The sequence below is a fragment of the Flavobacterium ajazii genome (genome assembly GCF_010614725.1).
Lineage (GTDB): Bacteria > Bacteroidota > Bacteroidia > Flavobacteriales > Flavobacteriaceae > Flavobacterium > Flavobacterium ajazii.
In genome coordinates this window covers 137,737-155,298 of sequence record NZ_JAAEHL010000013.1, presented here as the reverse complement: position 1 = coordinate 155,298, position 17,562 = coordinate 137,737, and the positions used below count along the sequence as shown (strand labels likewise).

General features: G+C 34.9%; 11 protein-coding genes. All 11 read left to right on the top strand.

Annotation, left to right across the window (positions count from 1 at the left end; translation table 11 throughout):
* Positions 1 to 5: 5 nt before the first annotated feature.
* Complete coding sequence (locus GWR14_RS20605; RefSeq protein WP_163411030.1) at positions 6 to 2,777, top strand: hypothetical protein; 2,772 nt, start codon at positions 6 to 8, stop codon at positions 2,775 to 2,777.
* Entirely contained in the window at positions 2,764 to 6,489 is a 3,726-nt protein-coding gene (locus GWR14_RS20600) for a contractile injection system tape measure protein (protein WP_163411029.1), read from the top strand. The genes GWR14_RS20605 and GWR14_RS20600 overlap by 14 nt, the downstream gene beginning before the upstream one ends.
* Before the next feature lie 61 nt (positions 6,490 to 6,550).
* Positions 6,551 to 9,046, top strand: a complete 2,496-nt coding sequence (locus GWR14_RS20595; RefSeq protein ID WP_163411028.1) for a hypothetical protein — start codon at positions 6,551 to 6,553, stop codon at positions 9,044 to 9,046.
* 25 nt (positions 9,047 to 9,071) lie between these two features.
* Positions 9,072 to 9,902: a hypothetical protein gene (locus GWR14_RS20590; protein ID WP_163411027.1), complete on the top strand. Its 831-nt coding sequence runs from the start codon at positions 9,072 to 9,074 to the stop codon at positions 9,900 to 9,902.
* A 66-nt stretch (positions 9,903 to 9,968) separates the two neighbouring features.
* Positions 9,969 to 10,889, top strand: coding sequence for a hypothetical protein (locus GWR14_RS20585; RefSeq protein ID WP_163411026.1), 921 nt, complete (start codon positions 9,969 to 9,971; stop codon positions 10,887 to 10,889).
* Entirely contained in the window at positions 10,879 to 12,246 is a 1,368-nt protein-coding gene (locus tag GWR14_RS20580) for an ATP-binding protein (RefSeq protein ID WP_163411025.1), read from the top strand. The genes GWR14_RS20585 and GWR14_RS20580 overlap by 11 nt, the downstream gene beginning before the upstream one ends.
* Positions 12,247 to 12,248: 2 nt before the next feature.
* A complete protein-coding gene (locus tag GWR14_RS20575) occupies positions 12,249 to 12,803 on the top strand; it encodes a hypothetical protein (RefSeq protein WP_163411024.1) in 555 nt (184 codons plus the stop codon).
* A gap of 17 nt (positions 12,804 to 12,820) precedes the next feature.
* Positions 12,821 to 13,252, top strand: coding sequence for a hypothetical protein (locus GWR14_RS20570; RefSeq protein ID WP_163411023.1), 432 nt, complete (start codon positions 12,821 to 12,823; stop codon positions 13,250 to 13,252).
* A gap of 110 nt (positions 13,253 to 13,362) precedes the next feature.
* Positions 13,363 to 14,739 (top strand): eCIS core domain-containing protein, encoded by a 1,377-nt coding sequence (locus GWR14_RS23750; protein ID WP_187356552.1) that lies wholly within the window; start codon positions 13,363 to 13,365, stop codon positions 14,737 to 14,739.
* 39 nt (positions 14,740 to 14,778) lie between these two features.
* Positions 14,779 to 15,684 (top strand): hypothetical protein, encoded by a 906-nt coding sequence (locus tag GWR14_RS20560; RefSeq protein WP_163411022.1) that lies wholly within the window; start codon positions 14,779 to 14,781, stop codon positions 15,682 to 15,684.
* Positions 15,685 to 16,042: 358 nt separating this feature from the next.
* Positions 16,043 to 17,551 (top strand): ankyrin repeat domain-containing protein, encoded by a 1,509-nt coding sequence (locus tag GWR14_RS20555; protein ID WP_163411021.1) that lies wholly within the window; start codon positions 16,043 to 16,045, stop codon positions 17,549 to 17,551.
* Positions 17,552 to 17,562: the final 11 nt, after the last annotated feature.

Below are 17,562 nucleotides of genomic sequence, written 5' to 3'. Positions count from 1 at the left end.
CAGCAATGGATACAGTTAATTACATAACAAAAGCACCGCTTCCTTCGCATCAGAATTTTTCTTTTCTGAAAAATGAAGCTATGACTTATATCCAGAAGCATGTTGGAAGTGAATGGACAAACTTTAACCCAAGCGATCCCGGAATGACGATTCTGGATCAGTTTTGTTATGCCCTTACCGAATTAGGGTATTGTATTGATTTTAGTATCCCGGATATTTTAACGGACTCTAACGGAACTATTGAAATTAAAAACCAGTTTTATCTGCCTAATGAAATCCTTACGACCGCTCCATACACTATCGACGATTACAAAAAATATCTGATTGATGGTATTGAGGATGTGTTTAACATAAATATCATTTGCTACAACAATAATATTTTTCCCTTTAACAAAGTATATCAGGTCTATCTTTATGTAAATCCTGATATTGCAGATCCTATACAAATTGCAGGTATTTGTAAATCGGCATTTTATCTGCTGAATAAAAGTCGGAATTTAGGCGAAATATTTAATGAACCTGTAGCATTACAGCCTGTAAACTGCTGGATTGGCGGAAGAATCGAACTTGAAAAAGAGGCTAACCCATATACTGTTTTACTGGCCCTTCAGGAGGCTGTACGAACTTATATATTTCCTAAAATAGCCCAGACCAATTATGATAATTTAATACTGGCCGGCTATAATCCTGCTGAAATTTATGACGGTCCCTATTTAAAAAATGGCTGGATTATAACCGAATCATTAGTTGACAAAATCGATACTTTGCAGGTAATAGATTTGGTTTCGGTAATAGAATCTGTAGACGGAATTGTTTCAATATCAGGTTTACAGCTTTATCAGAAAGGAAATATTGTTTCTGTACTTCAGGCTGCCCTAAACCAAATTTTATCTATTGATATTCTGGCTTCATATCAGAATAATAAACTGATATTGAGCAGTAACGGAAAAGATTTGCCTGTTGATTTCTTTAGACCTTTATTGGTAAACATTGATAATTTTGAAGAAACTACAAGTATTATCAACAATGCTTCAGGTTTAAAATTGCCAAAAAGTTACTTCAGGGATATTAACACCTACTACTCCATTCAAAATACATTTCCGGCGCAGTACAATATTGGAGACGATACTGTTGTGGATGAGTCAAAACCTGTTCAGGTAGCACAGTCACGTCAATTAAAAGGCTATTTGACCTTATTTGACCAAATATTGGCCAATCAATTTTCGCAATTGGCTAATATCTCCAAATTGTTTTCTTTTAAAAATGCGGTTTGCGGAGCTCCATCCGATGAAGAAAACTTTTATGCGGTAAAAGATAAATACGAACAGACACATCTGGAATATCCTGCGCCATACAAAATGTTTTCACCTAGTTATTTCTATCAGTCATTATACACTGTTCCTCATATTCAGCCTTTATTGAAAGACAGTACAACTTTTAATTATAGCTACGGCAATGAATCACCAGCTGAATTAAAAGAAAAAAGCTGGCTCGAATATCAACAGGATCCTTACAATCCATACATATTTGGATTAATGAAACTTATGGAACAGGAAAACATCAATCTGGACCGAAGAAATAAGTTACTGGATCATTTACTTGCCCGTCATGGCGAATCGCCTATAGTAATGGATTCTATTATCGAAGATACCGTTTACACCGGAGATAAAAGAAAAGACCAGATTATCTTAAAAAGCCTGTATTTGCAGAATCTTGGGCTTTTATCATACAACAGACAAAAAGGATATGACTTTTTGAGCGCTTCGAAAATAGTACCTTTTATAGATGGAAAACCTGATACTAATTTGCCAAAAATCAAAGAAAAACATTTCCGTCTTATTAATGAAAACACTTCTGATTTTATATTTAAATCTGAACAAATTAATAAAAAAGAGAAACTACACGAAGACGACTTCAATAACTTTTCGGGCTTGGAATTAAAACTGAATTTACTATTTGGCTTAAAAAATATCTATTCCAATTTCATTTCAACGCAATTGGATCTTCAAAAAAGTATTCTGGAAAGTCAACTGAACAGTGACACATCCAAAACTATCCGAAAAGCGTTGTGGTTTACCGAAAAAAGACACGGAAGCCTTCTTCTGGAAACGGTGCTACTCTTAAAACAATTAAAATTTAATCTCGAAATCATAAAAGAGAATCAGGTAAACTATGCGACTTACAGCATTGAAAACATTGATTTTCAATCGGTAACCAATATAAACTATATTTTAAACACGACGGACGACGCAACACTGGATGCACAGTTACAGCAAGAGTACTTACAGTTTTCTGACACAAAATATTTCTTTATTGCCCGCAACGAAACCGTTGACGATCAAACCGATTTTGTAAAAACGGCAATTGCCAATTATTCTTTCCGTATCACCATTGTATCTGATAATGACAAAATAACTATTAACTCTAAAATCTTTAAAAAAAGCACCTTTTTGATCTTACCGAATTTTATTCCGCTATTTCAAACTGCTGAATTTAAAAAACGATTAAAACAGTTTCTTAAAATCAATCTCCCTGTAAACGTGAGCTGCGAGTGTCTTTTTTTAAGCAGTCAGGAACTGGAAAGTTTTATTCCTGATTATATGTTCTGGTACGAAAGTCTGCGATACAAAAACGAATCGATTCCAATAAAAACAGATTATGAAAATCCGTCTGTAGAATCCTCTGAGAAAACAGCGGCTATAAATCCTGCTCAGTCTGCAATGAATCTTATCAACAGTTTAACCTCAATTTTAGAAACAAAAAATGGAAGAAATTAACCGCCATATTGTATCAAGCCTGAAGTGGGATACCACTTTTGACCAAAAAGAAGAAGGTTACAAACTTCAGGACCGTTTAAGTACCTGGAGCAAGATCTCATTGCCGGGAGAAGCCGCCAATATCTTTAACGAGCTTTGTCCGCCTGAGCAAAGCTGGAGAATCGAATCATTAGAATTAGACCTTGGCACCTGCGATTATGACGATCTTGAATTTGATTTGAGCATCAAAATACGCAATCAGCTGAAAGAAAAAATAGCCGAAATGATTATCTACCAAAATAATCAGAAGAAAAACCTGATTTCGGTTTACAACAAAGAAAAATCGATTCTTGAAAATCTTATTGTTTTTTTAATGGAAGGTTATCTTCCGTGGAATTATCAAAATAAAGAAGGGTCGATCAACGAAATAATGGCCGAACTGCTTCAGAATAATTTAGGGGAAGTTATTACTGTTATCAAAAAAGCCGGAATTACACATGAACAGGTACGAAAAAGACTTGCCTGGCAATTTAACGAAAGCAACATAACCAAAATAATTGCGGCTCTTGAACCTAATAACAGTCATACAATAGTTGAATTTACGTCGGTTATGACGAAACTTCAGGTAAAGGAAACGATTATTCAGACCAGTGCTCTTAATTTCAAAAAAAATCTTTGGTTTTTTATATTCAACTTTCTGCTGCTGGAACGCGGAACACTTTTCAATAAACTGGCATTCATGAAGAGCAGTATTCTTCAAATGGCAAATCATTACAATATTTCGTATGCCGAACTTATTTTACTGATTGAAAATACGATTGATAAACTTTCGGACAAAACAAGTCAGGACAACAATTTTATCGCTTCCCTGAAAACGCTTACTCAGGAATTTGAATCGCAAAAAAAGGAATATTATAAACCTGAAAAAAGCGCAGATTACTGGACTATTTTCGAACAATTATTACAAAACAAAGCCAATAGAAAATCTCAAACCGATAAAAACAACCTAAACGAACTCATTGTAGCGCTCAGTAACGAAAATATATACAAATTTAACACCATTGTAAATCGTTCTTTAAATAACGAAAATATCCTTATTGCACTGATTCAGGATTTAAATGAAACCTCACTAAGCATATTATTTTCCAATCTGGATACGACCTCATCATTATTGAATCTGGATACCATAATTTGCCTGAACAAACTGGGCAGTACTCTCAAACTAAAAACAAACAGTAAAATATTATGGGAAATTGGAATTGTTTTTCTGCTAAAAAATAAAACTGCAAATCACAATACCTTCCTTTTGCACTGTATAAAAGAATTAAGCAAAAAAAATAATCTTGATCCGGAACAGCTGTTGGAATCTTTTACCAGCGCCAGAATTCCTTCAGCTATAAAAAACAATAATTCTGAAATAATTTACAACAGCCTGAATACTATTTATTGCAACGAAATTGAACTTAAAAATTCGAATTATCCTGCTATTCATTTTAAAAACCTGTTGCTAAAACTGGAAACACAATTACAAAAAACATCATCAAAAAACGAACTTTTTATAGATCTGCAAAGGTCACTTATCAAAAATATTACACTGCACCCCAAAATGGCTTTTGAGGTAATGCTTTCTTATGGCAATAAAGATTTACTAAAAAAAATACTCCCTCTGGTTCTTAACCGAGAATTGTTAGAATTATTGGTCAAAACAGCCAATTATAAGAAAACGAAGCTGGTAGAAACGATTCAGGTTGTGTACGAAATTTTGAATGCCAAAGAAAAATACAATTTCCCCGAAGAACTTCTTACCGATGATTTGCTGCTTTTGGGTATTCAGGAAATACTGCTTCATCCGGAGCATAATTCATCTTTATTTCTTGAAACCATTATTATTCAGCTATCAAAAAAAGTAACCAATACAAAACGTAAAAATTACTTTCAGTTTATCATGAAATTGCTACAGTCCAAAAAAATTAAATCTTTTGGCGTTGCGGTGAAAAACACTTTTTTAGATCAGTTAAAAAACAATAATTCTATAGATATTTTAGAACTCGCCCTTCTGATTCAGAGTACTTCTCAACAAGCACAGTCTGAGTTGTCACATTTACTGATTCTAAATTTTGATGATTCTAAATTTGTTTTACTTCGAAAAAAAGATGAAAAAGAAAGTCTGGCTATCATGCATTATTTTTTAAAGAACGGAATAGCCTTAAAAAACAGCTGGGTCATAGAACATTCATCTATACTGGCTAAAAAACTAAAAAAACACTCAAAAGGGCAAATTACCAGTGAACTGAATGAGCTATTCTGGATTACTGTTTTAAAATATCCTTCGTATAAAGGAAACGAAATCCTGTTTCAGAAAATGCTTGAAAAGGCTCTTGAAAACTATATTAAAACCAATATTGAAAATAATAAAAATCCTCTCATAAATCATATAAAACATCTTCATAAAAAAGATTTAAAAGCCAGGTTTCTACCCTCTTTTATAGAAATTCCAAAAGAGGAATACGAGGAAGACATTACTGAGGATGACAGGATTGATAATGATATCATTCAGGATAAAAAAGCGAAAAACAAACCCCTTTTGCCTCAAAGGAAATTATCCGAAAAGGAACAAGTGGAATGGTTTTCACTTATTATTTGCCAAAAACAAATTCCACTTGGTTTTGGTATTCCGGGAACCATTGATATCAAAGAATTACTTGACGAAATCATCCTGAAACATCCTAAAATATTCTTCAGGATTATCAAAAAAGAATTCATAGCCGAGGCACAAATGGACTGGCTCTGCCGAAGTATTGATTTTAATAGTTTATGCAAAGCTGTCAGTGAATTGGATAAAAATAAGGAATCGTATTTAAATATCCTGAAAAAATTTCATTATGCTTTGGGAACACTTACTATCAAAGGGATTGCATCAAAAGAAATACAAGTCCTGTTGTTAAGGAAACTACTGAAAGCTGCAGCAAATGATAACTGGAAAATCATTTCAATTGATAAAATCTGGAATGAACTAATCTGGGAAATTGTGACAAAAAAAGGAATTGACAAGAAAAGTTTCCTAATGGATATTGAAAAACATATTTATCAGTTTCCATTGTCCTTGCAGCTCAGTTTCAAACAACTAATCAATTCTGAAAAGCAAACCATTCAGGCCTTAAAAAATATTGAAATGATTGAAAAAATAGAAACCATAAAAATGAATAAAAGTGTAAAAACACCAATTAAAGAAGGCATTCCGGTAAGAAATGCCGGAATCGTACTCCTGAACAGTTATATTGTTATGCTGTTTGAGCGGCTTAATCTGGTAAGAGACAACGAATTTACGAGTACCGAAAACCAGATTCGTGCTGCACAATACCTGCAATACGTGGTTACCGGATTAACAACAACCGAAGAAGCTTATTTGCCACTAAACAAAGTTCTCTGCGGATTATCCATGATGCATGCTATACCGGATGAAATAGAAATTTCGACAGCCGAAAAAACACTGATAAACGGTCTGATCACAGCTGCTATTTCCTACTGGGCTGTAATTGGCGATTGCTCTGTTGATGGTTTTAGAGGAAACTGGCTTGTTCGTGACGGCATCCTGACAGAATTGGAAGACAGATGGGAACTCACGGTAGACAAAAGGGCTTATGATATCTTAATCAGTAAATCGCCTTTCGCCTTTTCGATTATAAAATATCCATGGATGGACAAACCATTGCATGTAAACTGGCCTTATTAATCAATCTAAAAATTACAAATACGATCTATTAAATTAAAAATTAATCATTAAAAAATCAATTATGAACAGCTACAGTGAAAATTTACATTCCAGTGTATTGGCTTCATTAGAAAGCCAGGAGGTGAATCAGAAAAAATTGGAATCACAATTAAATTCATCCATGTTTACACTTTATTATGCCGAAGGAGCAGAAATTGTTACCAATGATAAACTAGAATCGGCAACGAAAAAATACAATCAGGCACAGGCGGTTAAAGAAGAGGCCGTTAAGAACAAAAATATTTCTACAAATATTGTATTGTCTGCCACACTTCAAAACACCAACACTTCCCAATCGGTAACGAATGGGGCAGTAAGTGCTGCCAATATTCAGGTTGCTACCAATGCAATTGTGAGACTGGCAAGTGATATGGGAAGCATTTTTAGTATTATCAATGCAGCAGATTACGGAACTCAGATTTATCAGCAGAGTATCGAAGCTTATAACCTGATGAACAGAACAGCTTATCTTGCCGAAGTGGCTTCTCAGCATGCGATGGAGGCTTCTGCAGCAATAGCCGAAGTATCATCATCGACAGTACAGGATAAGGCAAAAGCTACAGACACCTCTGTAAACAATCTGTTGCAGATAGCCAATTCAGATTTTACAGCGACAGCAACAGTAGTTGCCACCGACAATGATGCAAAAGCAGCTGCCAGCGTAAATACAAAAAGTGCACAGGGAGCAATCGAAGCCAACAAAGTAGAACTTGAAGCAGCAAAAGTAGCTTATCTTCTTAACAACAAAAGCCTTAATTACAATTTAAGAGTTGATGTCCCTAAGAATTCAGCCGATTCTTATACCGTTTCATTTGACTATTTCAAAGCACCGTTTAAATCCGGTGAAAAAGGCACAAACACCCCTCCTCTTGGATTAGATAACCCGGTAAAAAGCTACAACCTGTTTTTGGTGAAGGACAGTAAAAAGTCTGTTTTTTCAGCATCTGTAGCAGAAGAATTAATAGGTAATCCACTTCAGCATATTGAGATTATTCCACTTGCCCAGTTAACTCCTCCTGCCGGTTCTCCTTCTAAAGCAGATTTAACTACAAGTCAGGCTATACTTTCTAACTACGAAGCTTATTTTAAAGCAACAGAAAATCTAAGATTATCACAACAAAGTGTAACTGAAGCAAAAGATAATCTGAATGATTCTAAAGCTGCTTTAGCATTAGCAACAAAAGAAAAAAGTGATGCTGATGCTGTTGCAATACATGCAAAAAACAATGTTAACAGATTAGCCAAAGATTTAGCTGTTGCCAAAAATGATGCGGCTAAAACAGCAGAAGCAGCTAAAAAAGAGCCTAAAAACGAAGAACTTGCCAAAGCTTCGGTACAAGCTGCCAAAAAGGAGAAAAAAATTGATCAGGAACACGAAATTGCTAAACTTATCGAAATAAAAGCAACAGATTCAGCTAAAGTAGCTGCAGACAGCCTGAAAATTGCCAACGCCAACGCAACGAATGCTAAAATCGAATTAGCAGAAGCAGAAGCTTTGGTTGCCAAAAACGAAAAAGATCTTGAAACTGCTGAAATTGCTTTAAAAGGAACAAAAGAGGTCTTTAAAACCATTAAAACATTAGAATTAATGGACTCAGATAATGATATGCTTGTTTTAGGAGAAAAATATGTGATTTTCCTTTTGACTGTTTTTACAGACGATTATAAAAAAGGAATAAACACCTATGATGATTTTCTGTCGGCTCCATCTGAAACTTTTAGCTTAAAGAAAACATTAAAAGCTGTAAAAGACATCAGCATTGTACAAAAAACGGAAAAAAGTAATCCTGCTGGTCAGCCAATACTTTCACCTTATGCCATAAATTTTACAGTAAATAAAAATGATGATGCTATTACTGAATACAGATGTATGTTTTTGCCTTATAACGAAAACAGCTTTACAAAACACAATCTGGAACTCTTTGAAGAATCTATTCAGGAATCTGTCGTAACAGCTGAAATAACATCTTTAAAAAACGAAATTGATACCTACAATGCCGAATTGAGTTCTTTAGCAAATAAAAATAAGGATTTGAACAACGAGCTGACAGCACTTGATAAAGCTGATAATGAAAAATTTGAAGCTGAAACAACAAGAATTAAAACTGAGGAAAACAGTTATAGTCAGATTCAGGCAGAAATTAATTCACGTTTGGAAATCGCACAAACCAGACTGAACCATTTATACATTGGGCTTACAAAAATATTGACCCGAAAAACAGGTGATATCAAAAATACAAAAGCTTTTTTCTTCAATTTAAAATTAGCAGAAAACGTTCCTTCCGGCAATTATACTGTTGCTGCACCAATTTCAAAAAATTCGCTGACTTATGAAGTAAAAATCGATCCTGCAACAACTGATAATTTTGGTAATGCGCTGATAGATTCTAAGTCATATATCCCTGTAGTTCTGTCTTCTTACAAAGGAGCTGAAACAACTAAAAAGCAGTACAATAATAATTTATCAGATTGGGAAAACGAAGAAGCATTCACTTTCGCCATACACAACAATTCATAAACACTAACTTATTAAATCCGAAAATATGGACGCTACAATATTAAATTCAAATCCGAAGAGATATGGAATTACCGAAAAGAAAAAAGCTGATATCGATTTATTAACCGCTCAGGTAACAGACGCTCAGGCTGTTGTGGACCAGCAAACGACAGTTGTAGGTTCTTTAAATCAAAAATCGATAAAATATCAGGGATATTTAGTTGATGCAGAAAATTACAGAACTCAGGCAAAAAGCAACAAGCAGCTTGTAGATCAAGTCGTTCAGAACGCATTAGATTTATCTCAGAACTCTGAAATTGCTTTTTCAAAAATGACAATAGCAAATGATGCTACAGAAGAAGTTGCAAAAGAAGTTACAGATTTGATTAACAAACTGATTTATTCTGTAGAAATAATCAATAAACTATCGAATCTTGTTATTCGCAAAAAAGTATTAAATCCGCTTATATCAGATGATTTGATTACTAAAATCAACAATGCCGGTACCGATGCCAACAATGCAGTTGCACTTACACTGGTTGCTTTAAAATCAATATTCGCATCACAGTCATTGTCTTTGGAATCTGAAGCTGCTACAGCCCTTGAACAAAAACAGGCTTTGAATCTTTATCTGACACTTACAGGTAAAAAGAATCAAAACGATGCCTTGGTATTAGAAGGAAATAATTCGATTCAGGCTCTGATATACAAAGCAAATGACGAGGCAAAAGCCAATTATCTTGAGGCAAACAGTGCAAATGATGAAACCACTAGACAGCTAAATGTGGCAACCATTAATTTAAACAAAGCACAAATTGAACTTAATTCTCTACAGGCTGCTTTGGCTGCTGCAAATGCTGCTGCTCTGGCTTCTTAAAAATTTAAAACGTCCACTGTTCAGTAAAATTTACAGTGGACTATTAATCTGCTAATTTTCAGTTTTATGGATTTTTATAAAAATTTTTACAGACAGTTTTATTTAAAAACAGGCGGATTTTTACCCACTAAACCACTAAATCAAAATCTGTTTCCGGGAGATTATTTTCAAATTAAAAACGGTATGATTACCCTTTTGGGAAACATATACCGCAATGGTGTTATAGCTTCCGAGGATGTTGAATTAAGCCCTGTAATTAAACAGAATCCATCAAACTGGAACTTTAGCGATGGAATTTCGAAACCTTATTCCGGAAGAGGTCAGGCTAATAATGCAATCGAAGGGCAATTTGAATTCAGCAGGCAAATACTTGCTTTTGCAAATAAAGGAAGTTTTATTTTTAAAGCTGAAGAACCCGAATCTATAAAAATTAACAACTGGAATGATATTCAGCAGCAGTTAATTATAAAACTTACTCAAACCCTATTTTCCTTCCGCGAATTATATGTAGTTACAGAAAGCGCCACCGCAACCCAAACAACATTAGCTATTGCAGGTGAGGCAAATGCCGAACTGGAACTGGCAAGCGATGAGGAAAATTTTGGCTTAGTTGATATTTTCGGGCATCAGACCACCAAAACGATTCAGTCGAAAGATATTGACTATTACCATCTGGAGACCAAAAGAAGACCTGCTTATTTTAAAGCTAAAAAACTGGTTGTACAAGATGAAAAACTGGCTTATTTCATTAGTGATTTTTTAAATAAAAATTATAATTCAGGAGAATGGACAGATTCTTTTTTTGATTCTAATTTTCACAATGAAACAGATTACAGTTCGCAAATGATCATGCAGAACACGCAAGGTTATTTTCTGGACATGTTACAATCCGGTGAATTAAATCCCAACACGGCGTTATTGTATTTTAAATGGTCGGATGCTAATCTGGATGATGTAGAAAAACTATTTGAAAGCTATGGAAACTGAACAAAATAGTATCGCTCTGTATAGGGAAATGGACTGGCTGCAAAAAGTAATCGACCAGGTTATCTGCAGTTATCTGCTTCAGGAAGGTCATGAAAATCACTGGATGGATATTCCTTTTCCCGAAACTGAAGAAGATACAGAAGACAGTGCTTATTATCAAAAATTAAAAGAATGGAACCTGAATCTATACGAAAGGCTATGTCTGGCCTTGATTATAGCCCCTCAGATAAGACCGGAAGTACTGGATATTTTTTTTAGCAAAAATGCGATGTACGATCGGGGTTTTACAGAATTTGGAGGAGTAATAAACAAAAGCCACAGCGGATTTTTACCCACAGGTCAGACCTTTTCATTTTTAATTACAGCTGTTAATCCTGAATTGAGAATTGAAATGCTGAATATCCTGAGCCCGAATAACATTCTTTCAAAAGAACAGATTTTAATTTTAGAAAACACAGAATCCAATACACCGCTTTTAAATCAGACCATTTCTATTAACGAACGCTGGCTGCATTATTTTATAACAGGGAAATTACCCAAATTAGAGCATAGTGTTTCGTTTCCGGCGCAGCAAATTTCAACAAAAATGAACTGGGATGATCTTGTTTTGGAAAATCATGTGATGGAGCAGGTTTTAGAAATTGATGCCTGGTTAAAACATGGCCAGACCTTAATGTCCGAATGGGGTCTTGAAAGCAAAATTAAACCCGGTTACCGGACTCTTTTTTACGGACCTCCGGGTACAGGAAAAACACTCACTGCATCCTTATTGGGAAAAAGTACCAATCGGGAAGTTTATAGGGTTGACCTTTCTATGATTGTATCTAAATATATTGGAGAAACCGAAAAAAATCTCTCGAAAATATTTGATGTGGCTCAGCATAAAGACTGGATTTTGTTTTTTGATGAAGCTGATTCGCTCTTCGGAAAAAGAACACAGACATCTTCATCAAACGACCGGCATGCCAACCAGCAAACTGGTTACTTATTACAAAGAATTGAAGATTTCCCGGGAGTTGTCATTCTGGCATCAAATCTAAAAGAAAACATGGACGAAGCTTTTTCGAGAAGGTTTCAATCGATGATTCATTTTACGATGCCAAGTCCTGAAGAACGTATGATCTTATGGAAAAATGCCTTTTCAGGAAAATGCCAGTTAGATCCCGATATTGATATTGAAAACATTGCTGAACAATATGAACTCGCTGGTGGAGCAATTATCAATGTCTTAAGATATTGTGCCCTAAAAGCCATCCAAAAAAATGAAACTCTTGTTGGTTATCAGGATTTGCTTGAAGGAATTCGACGCGAATTTAAAAAGGAAAACAAAACAATTAGTCTGACACAAATGAATTGATTATGAAGAAGACAGACGACAAATCTATATCCATAATCATCAAAAAGCAACTTTATTCACATGAGGCGGAATTAAAATTGGGAGACTGGAAAAATCAGTTTCATCTCGATTATGTAAAAACACTTATTGCAATGGCTTTAAACTACTGCACAGAAAATAATGACTTGGTAGTAAATGGTTATCTAATTACAGATAAAGCCCTTTATCTGATAGTAAAAACTAATGATAAAACATTTGATTCATCCATAAAAAAAATAGAAAACCATATTCATTTTTTACTTGAAAATCATACAAAAGAATTGAAAAGCATTGACAAATATAATTTTGAAACAAATGATGAAAACACGTTTTTCTCTATTAGAAAACCATTATTTAAAATATATCCGTTAAAAAATGAACATTTAATTCAGCTGCTGACAGGAAAAAAAGTAACACTTACCTATTTTGACAGAAAACTGGAAGATTTAAAGTTATTGATCCGAAATCATCCATTTTGTTCTGCAATTGATTATTCTGGAGCTATTGGACCTGTTGAAGTTGGATTACTCCATGATTAAATTTAAATTTTAAAAAGATGAAATATCAGGAAAATATATCTGAAAATAAAACAAAAGCAACTGCTGCAAGTACGAACAGCGGAACAACAGCGATTCAATTAAAAGATAACAGGGAATTTTCAACAATTCAAATGGTCCTCAAACCCGGAAAAAATCCGGCAGTTGAAGCCAACCTAATTAGCCAATATCATGCAGATGAAGATAACGGAGATGCTATTAGCATAACCAGCCATAAAGCTCAAGACCATCAAAATGCTATTAATCATTACAAATCTGCTATTCGAAGACGTAAGTCTGCAGGAAGAATGCATGTTAATCAGGATGGAGGCCATCTTATGGCTATACAAACACTAAATCAAAAAATTCAGACTCGTCAGGCAAAAATTTCCGGAATAAATACACAGGCGCAAACAGGTAAAAAACCTAAGTTACCCTCTTTAAAATGGTAATAAAATAATTTAAAAAACTATCTAAAGATTCAGAATCTGAAGACAAAAGCATATCTGTAATAAGCAAATTTTATCAAATAAATCTTTAAAGTAACTTAATTTATAAAATTATGAAACAGTTGTATGATAAAACAAATGGCAAAGAAACCCAATCTCCAGCAGCCAATTTAAATGATAAAACCATTCAGAATAAAGCAAAAACGTTACAGGATAATCGTTCTGCATCTATTTTACAAAAAAAAACAAACAAAACAGGTTTGCCGGATAACTTAAAATCAGGAATAGAAAATCTTTCAGGATATTCTATGGATGATGTAAAAGTACATTACAACTCTGACAAACCTGCACAGATAAATGCACATGCTTATGCACAGGGTACAAATATCCATATTGCATCTGGTCAGGAAAAACATTTACCGCATGAAGCCTGGCATGTCGTACAGCAAAAACAAGGTCGGGTAAAACCGACAATGCAGATGAAGGGTAAAGTAAATATTAATGATAATAAAGGTTTAGAAAGTGAGGCTGATGTAATGGGTTCAAAGGCTACTTCTCATAGCTCATCTGTTCCCATTCAACGAAAAAAAAACAGTACATTTAATAATGCAACTGTACAAAGAGCCGTATACCAAACCCAATCTGGAAAAAACTGGAAATCCTCTGAATTGGGAGACAGACTTTTTCCAACAAAAAAAGCAGCTGAAGCCGCTGCCATAAGCAGTAGGATACCAATAGGATACGGTGACAACCATCAAACCTTTAGAGACCAAACTAGGCCACTTGCCAGTGCTGTAAGGACTGCAGCATTTGAAGCCCATGTGAAAAAAGTAGGAAGTGCAGACGGATTTGTAGAACCAGACCTAACTATTGCCGGCAGTTCTATTACAGGGAAACGAGGAGCTGTTGGTCCTAAGCGACCACCTAGAAATTTTGGACCTCCTAAACCCGGCGAAAAATACAAAGACGGAAGTGATTACGATTGGAATGTGGGACATGAAGCATTGGCTGAAAGTACTATGGGACATTGGGATGAGGGAGGTGAAAAACCAATGATTGTACATGACAATGATGAAGGCGCTGTAGCAGAATCCCTGAAAAAAATTGGAGGAATGTCCCGTGTACCGCATAATGTCATGTATAGCCGTGGAAGAGATGCACAAAGAAGGAATAGTGGCAGAAAATACGCTCGCCGTGATCACACCCCTGTTGGAGAAAGAACTAAAAGTGAAAAAGATAAAAGAGCAGCTATATTAAAAAAAGAGACAGAAGCCAGAGCAAGACGTGCTAAAAAAGCTGAAGAAGCTAATAAAATAAAAGAACCAAAAGTAGCCAAAGTACCAGAAGAGCCAAAAGTATCCAAAATACCAGAAGAACCAAAAGTAGCAGAAATAGCAGAAGAACCAAACATAGTAACAGAGCCTAAAGAAAAACCATGGATAAAAGTAACCGGGAAAAAAAGAGGTAAAAGAGGCAAAAAGACATCGTAAGTATTCAAATAAGATAAATGCTCATTCAAAACTATATTTATGGACTATTATCAGCAAAAAATATTCACAAAAGACAATCAGACAGTAGCTGCTAAATATGGCGCAGGTTCTAATGGACGTACCTTAGCAGATAACCGTAATTCTTTAACTATACAAAGAAAACAGGTCCTTGATAACTGTCAACCCTCTGTACCACTAAAACCTATAATTATAAAAGGACAACAAGTACTTCAAAGAGTTAGTCGTTTACAGGCTCTCACTTCTATGAGGTCAGGAAACAGCAAAGACAGAGCAAAAGCAATTAGAAGAATTAAGAGAATCAATCTTCTTGGAATTCGTAATTCTAATCAGTCAAGGAATGCAAGAAGAATGTTTGGAAAAAATGGAGTCGTTGATGCAAAAAAATTCAACCGCTATTTTCATGGACACAAAGCTATGGATGAAATGATGAGTACTGCAACTACCCTTGCGCATGCCCATACACTTTACAAAAAAGGCAAATTCAAAGCAGCAAAAGATTTAATTCGCCTTTCAGACAGAGCCCGATTCCCTACATCTCACATGGGACATTATGTGCCGGGGTCCAGGTTTCAGCATCCAACATCTGCAAATACACAAACTTATGGCAGACGCGGATTGGCGCACGGCAGTTTTGACCGCGAGAGGGCTAAATTGGTATTAGGAATAAAAAAACCTGTTAAGGCACTTAAGACTGCAATTGCATACTCTATGAATAATGGAGCACAGCCTCCTTATGCTAAAAACAGTCTTAAAAAATTCACAACACCTGCAGAAATAGAAGAAGCCGACAAAGTCCATAATCTTCGCGAAGATTTCAAAGATTATGTGCGTGGAAGAAGAGGTCCGGAAGTACCTGCTGACGATGAATGGAATCCAGGGAAATATAGAGGAAGATCTGTTAGCCCGGCACGTACCAGAAAATAATTTCATAGTCCGAAACAACCCTGATAAAATCAATCATTTTAAACAGCTTAAACATTGTATCCATCTCTTTAATTAAAATATTTCATAATATCTTTTCAATAAAAATTGAAATAAGCAACTAAAACAATTAAAGAATATTCTCTAAATCAATTTTTATAAATCTCAACAAGCCTTAAAACTTCCTTAAAACCCAAATAAACATTGGTATTCTATTATTTATTTTTATATTTGCTTTATTTTTATTTATTCTAAATAATAGATTAATCAAAATAAAAGTTCAGCAAATTTTAAACCTTTTGGACTTAAAAGTATCTTACAGTTGCCAAATACTTTTGCCAAAAAACATCTCTGTTTATTTATGAAAAATACCCTTTTTATTTCTATTGCTCTCACTGCATCATTTTTTGCAGGCGCACAGCAAAAAAATACGCTGTTAGAACAATCTTTCTGGAAAACTAATCCAGATGTAAACGCCATTAAAGCTGAAATTGCAAAAGGCAATATCCCTTCTGCAGCAACAGCCAATGCTTTTGATGTTGTTGTAATGGCAATTAATAATGATGCTCCTAATGAAACAATTAAATTTTTATTAGAGCAACCAGGTAATGAAGTGAACAAACCTACTCATGATAACAGGATTTATCTTCACTGGGCTTCTGGAAAAGGGAATTTAGAAATCGTAAAATATCTTATTGCCAAAGGGTCTGATGTTAACTTAGAAGACAGCCACGGCTCTTTTCCTATAACCGCAGCAGCCAGCAGCGGTCAAAGCAATCCGGAACTTTATGAAGCTTTTTTTAAAGCTGGTGTTGATCCTAAGAAAAAATACCAAAATGGTGCTAATTTATTATTATTAGCCATTTCATCTGATAAAGAACTAAAAGCAGCCGACTATTTTGCTACAAAAGGAATGTCCCTAAAAGATGTGGATAGCGAGGGAAATACCGCCTTTACATATGCTGCAAGATCCGGAAATATTCCGCTTTTGAAGAAACTTCTTGAAAAAGGCGTTAAACCAAATGATAATGCACTTTTTACTGCTGCTCAGGGAAGCCGTAGAGAAAGCAATACAATTGAAACCTATAAATATCTGGTTGAAGAAGTAAAAATTAAACCGACTGCGGTAAATCAATCAGGACAAAACGTACTACACATTTTGGCAGGAAAACCAAACCAGATTGAAATCATCAAATATTTCATAAGCAAAGGAGTTGATCCTAATAAAGCTGATAAAGAAGGAACTACTCCGTTAATGGCTGCTGCTTCTGCCAGAGAAACTTCTGCTTTGGAACTTTTTCTTTCTACAACAAAAAATGTAAACCTTCAAAATTTAAAAGGCGAATCTGCGTTAACAAATGCTGTAAAATATGGAACTCAGGAGGCTGTAAGTCTACTTTTGGCTAAAGGTGCTGATGTAAATATAAAAGATAAAGATGGTAACAATTTAGGTGTATATCTTGTACAGTCATATCGTCCACAAATGATGGGACGAGGTCCAGAAGGCGCTAACGCAAAACAGGATCCTTTTGCTGCCAAAATAAAATTACTACAGGACAAAGGACTTAACCTTGCAGTTCCTCAAAAAGACGGAAACACATTATATCATTTGGCTATTATCAAAAATGATTTAACCTTACTGAAAAAAATTGCTGATCTGAATATCGACATCAACGCCAAAAACAAAGACGGCTTAACAGCTCTGCACAAAGCGGCAATGGTTGCCAAAGACGATGCAATCTTAAAATATCTTATCTCTGCAGGTGCGAAAAAAGAGGTAACAACCGAATTTGACGAAAGCGCTTATGCTCTGGCAAAAGAAAACGAATCACTTACAAAAAGTAATATTTCTGTTGAGTTTTTAAAGTAAATAATCTTTAA

Coding starts and splice junctions, on each gene's coding strand:
- GWR14_RS20585 (WP_163411026.1), top strand. CDS start 9,969: ATGGATTTTTATAAAAATTTTTACAGACAGTTTTATTTAAAAACAGGC.
- GWR14_RS23750 (WP_187356552.1), top strand. CDS start 13,363: ATGAAACAGTTGTATGATAAAACAAATGGCAAAGAAACCCAATCTCCA.
- GWR14_RS20555 (WP_163411021.1), top strand. CDS start 16,043: ATGAAAAATACCCTTTTTATTTCTATTGCTCTCACTGCATCATTTTTT.
- GWR14_RS20560 (WP_163411022.1), top strand. CDS start 14,779: ATGGACTATTATCAGCAAAAAATATTCACAAAAGACAATCAGACAGTA.
- GWR14_RS20580 (WP_163411025.1), top strand. CDS start 10,879: ATGGAAACTGAACAAAATAGTATCGCTCTGTATAGGGAAATGGACTGG.
- GWR14_RS20605 (WP_163411030.1), top strand. CDS start 6: ATGGATACAGTTAATTACATAACAAAAGCACCGCTTCCTTCGCATCAG.
- GWR14_RS20600 (WP_163411029.1), top strand. CDS start 2,764: ATGGAAGAAATTAACCGCCATATTGTATCAAGCCTGAAGTGGGATACC.
- GWR14_RS20575 (WP_163411024.1), top strand. CDS start 12,249: ATGAAGAAGACAGACGACAAATCTATATCCATAATCATCAAAAAGCAA.
- GWR14_RS20590 (WP_163411027.1), top strand. CDS start 9,072: ATGGACGCTACAATATTAAATTCAAATCCGAAGAGATATGGAATTACC.
- GWR14_RS20570 (WP_163411023.1), top strand. CDS start 12,821: ATGAAATATCAGGAAAATATATCTGAAAATAAAACAAAAGCAACTGCT.
- GWR14_RS20595 (WP_163411028.1), top strand. CDS start 6,551: ATGAACAGCTACAGTGAAAATTTACATTCCAGTGTATTGGCTTCATTA.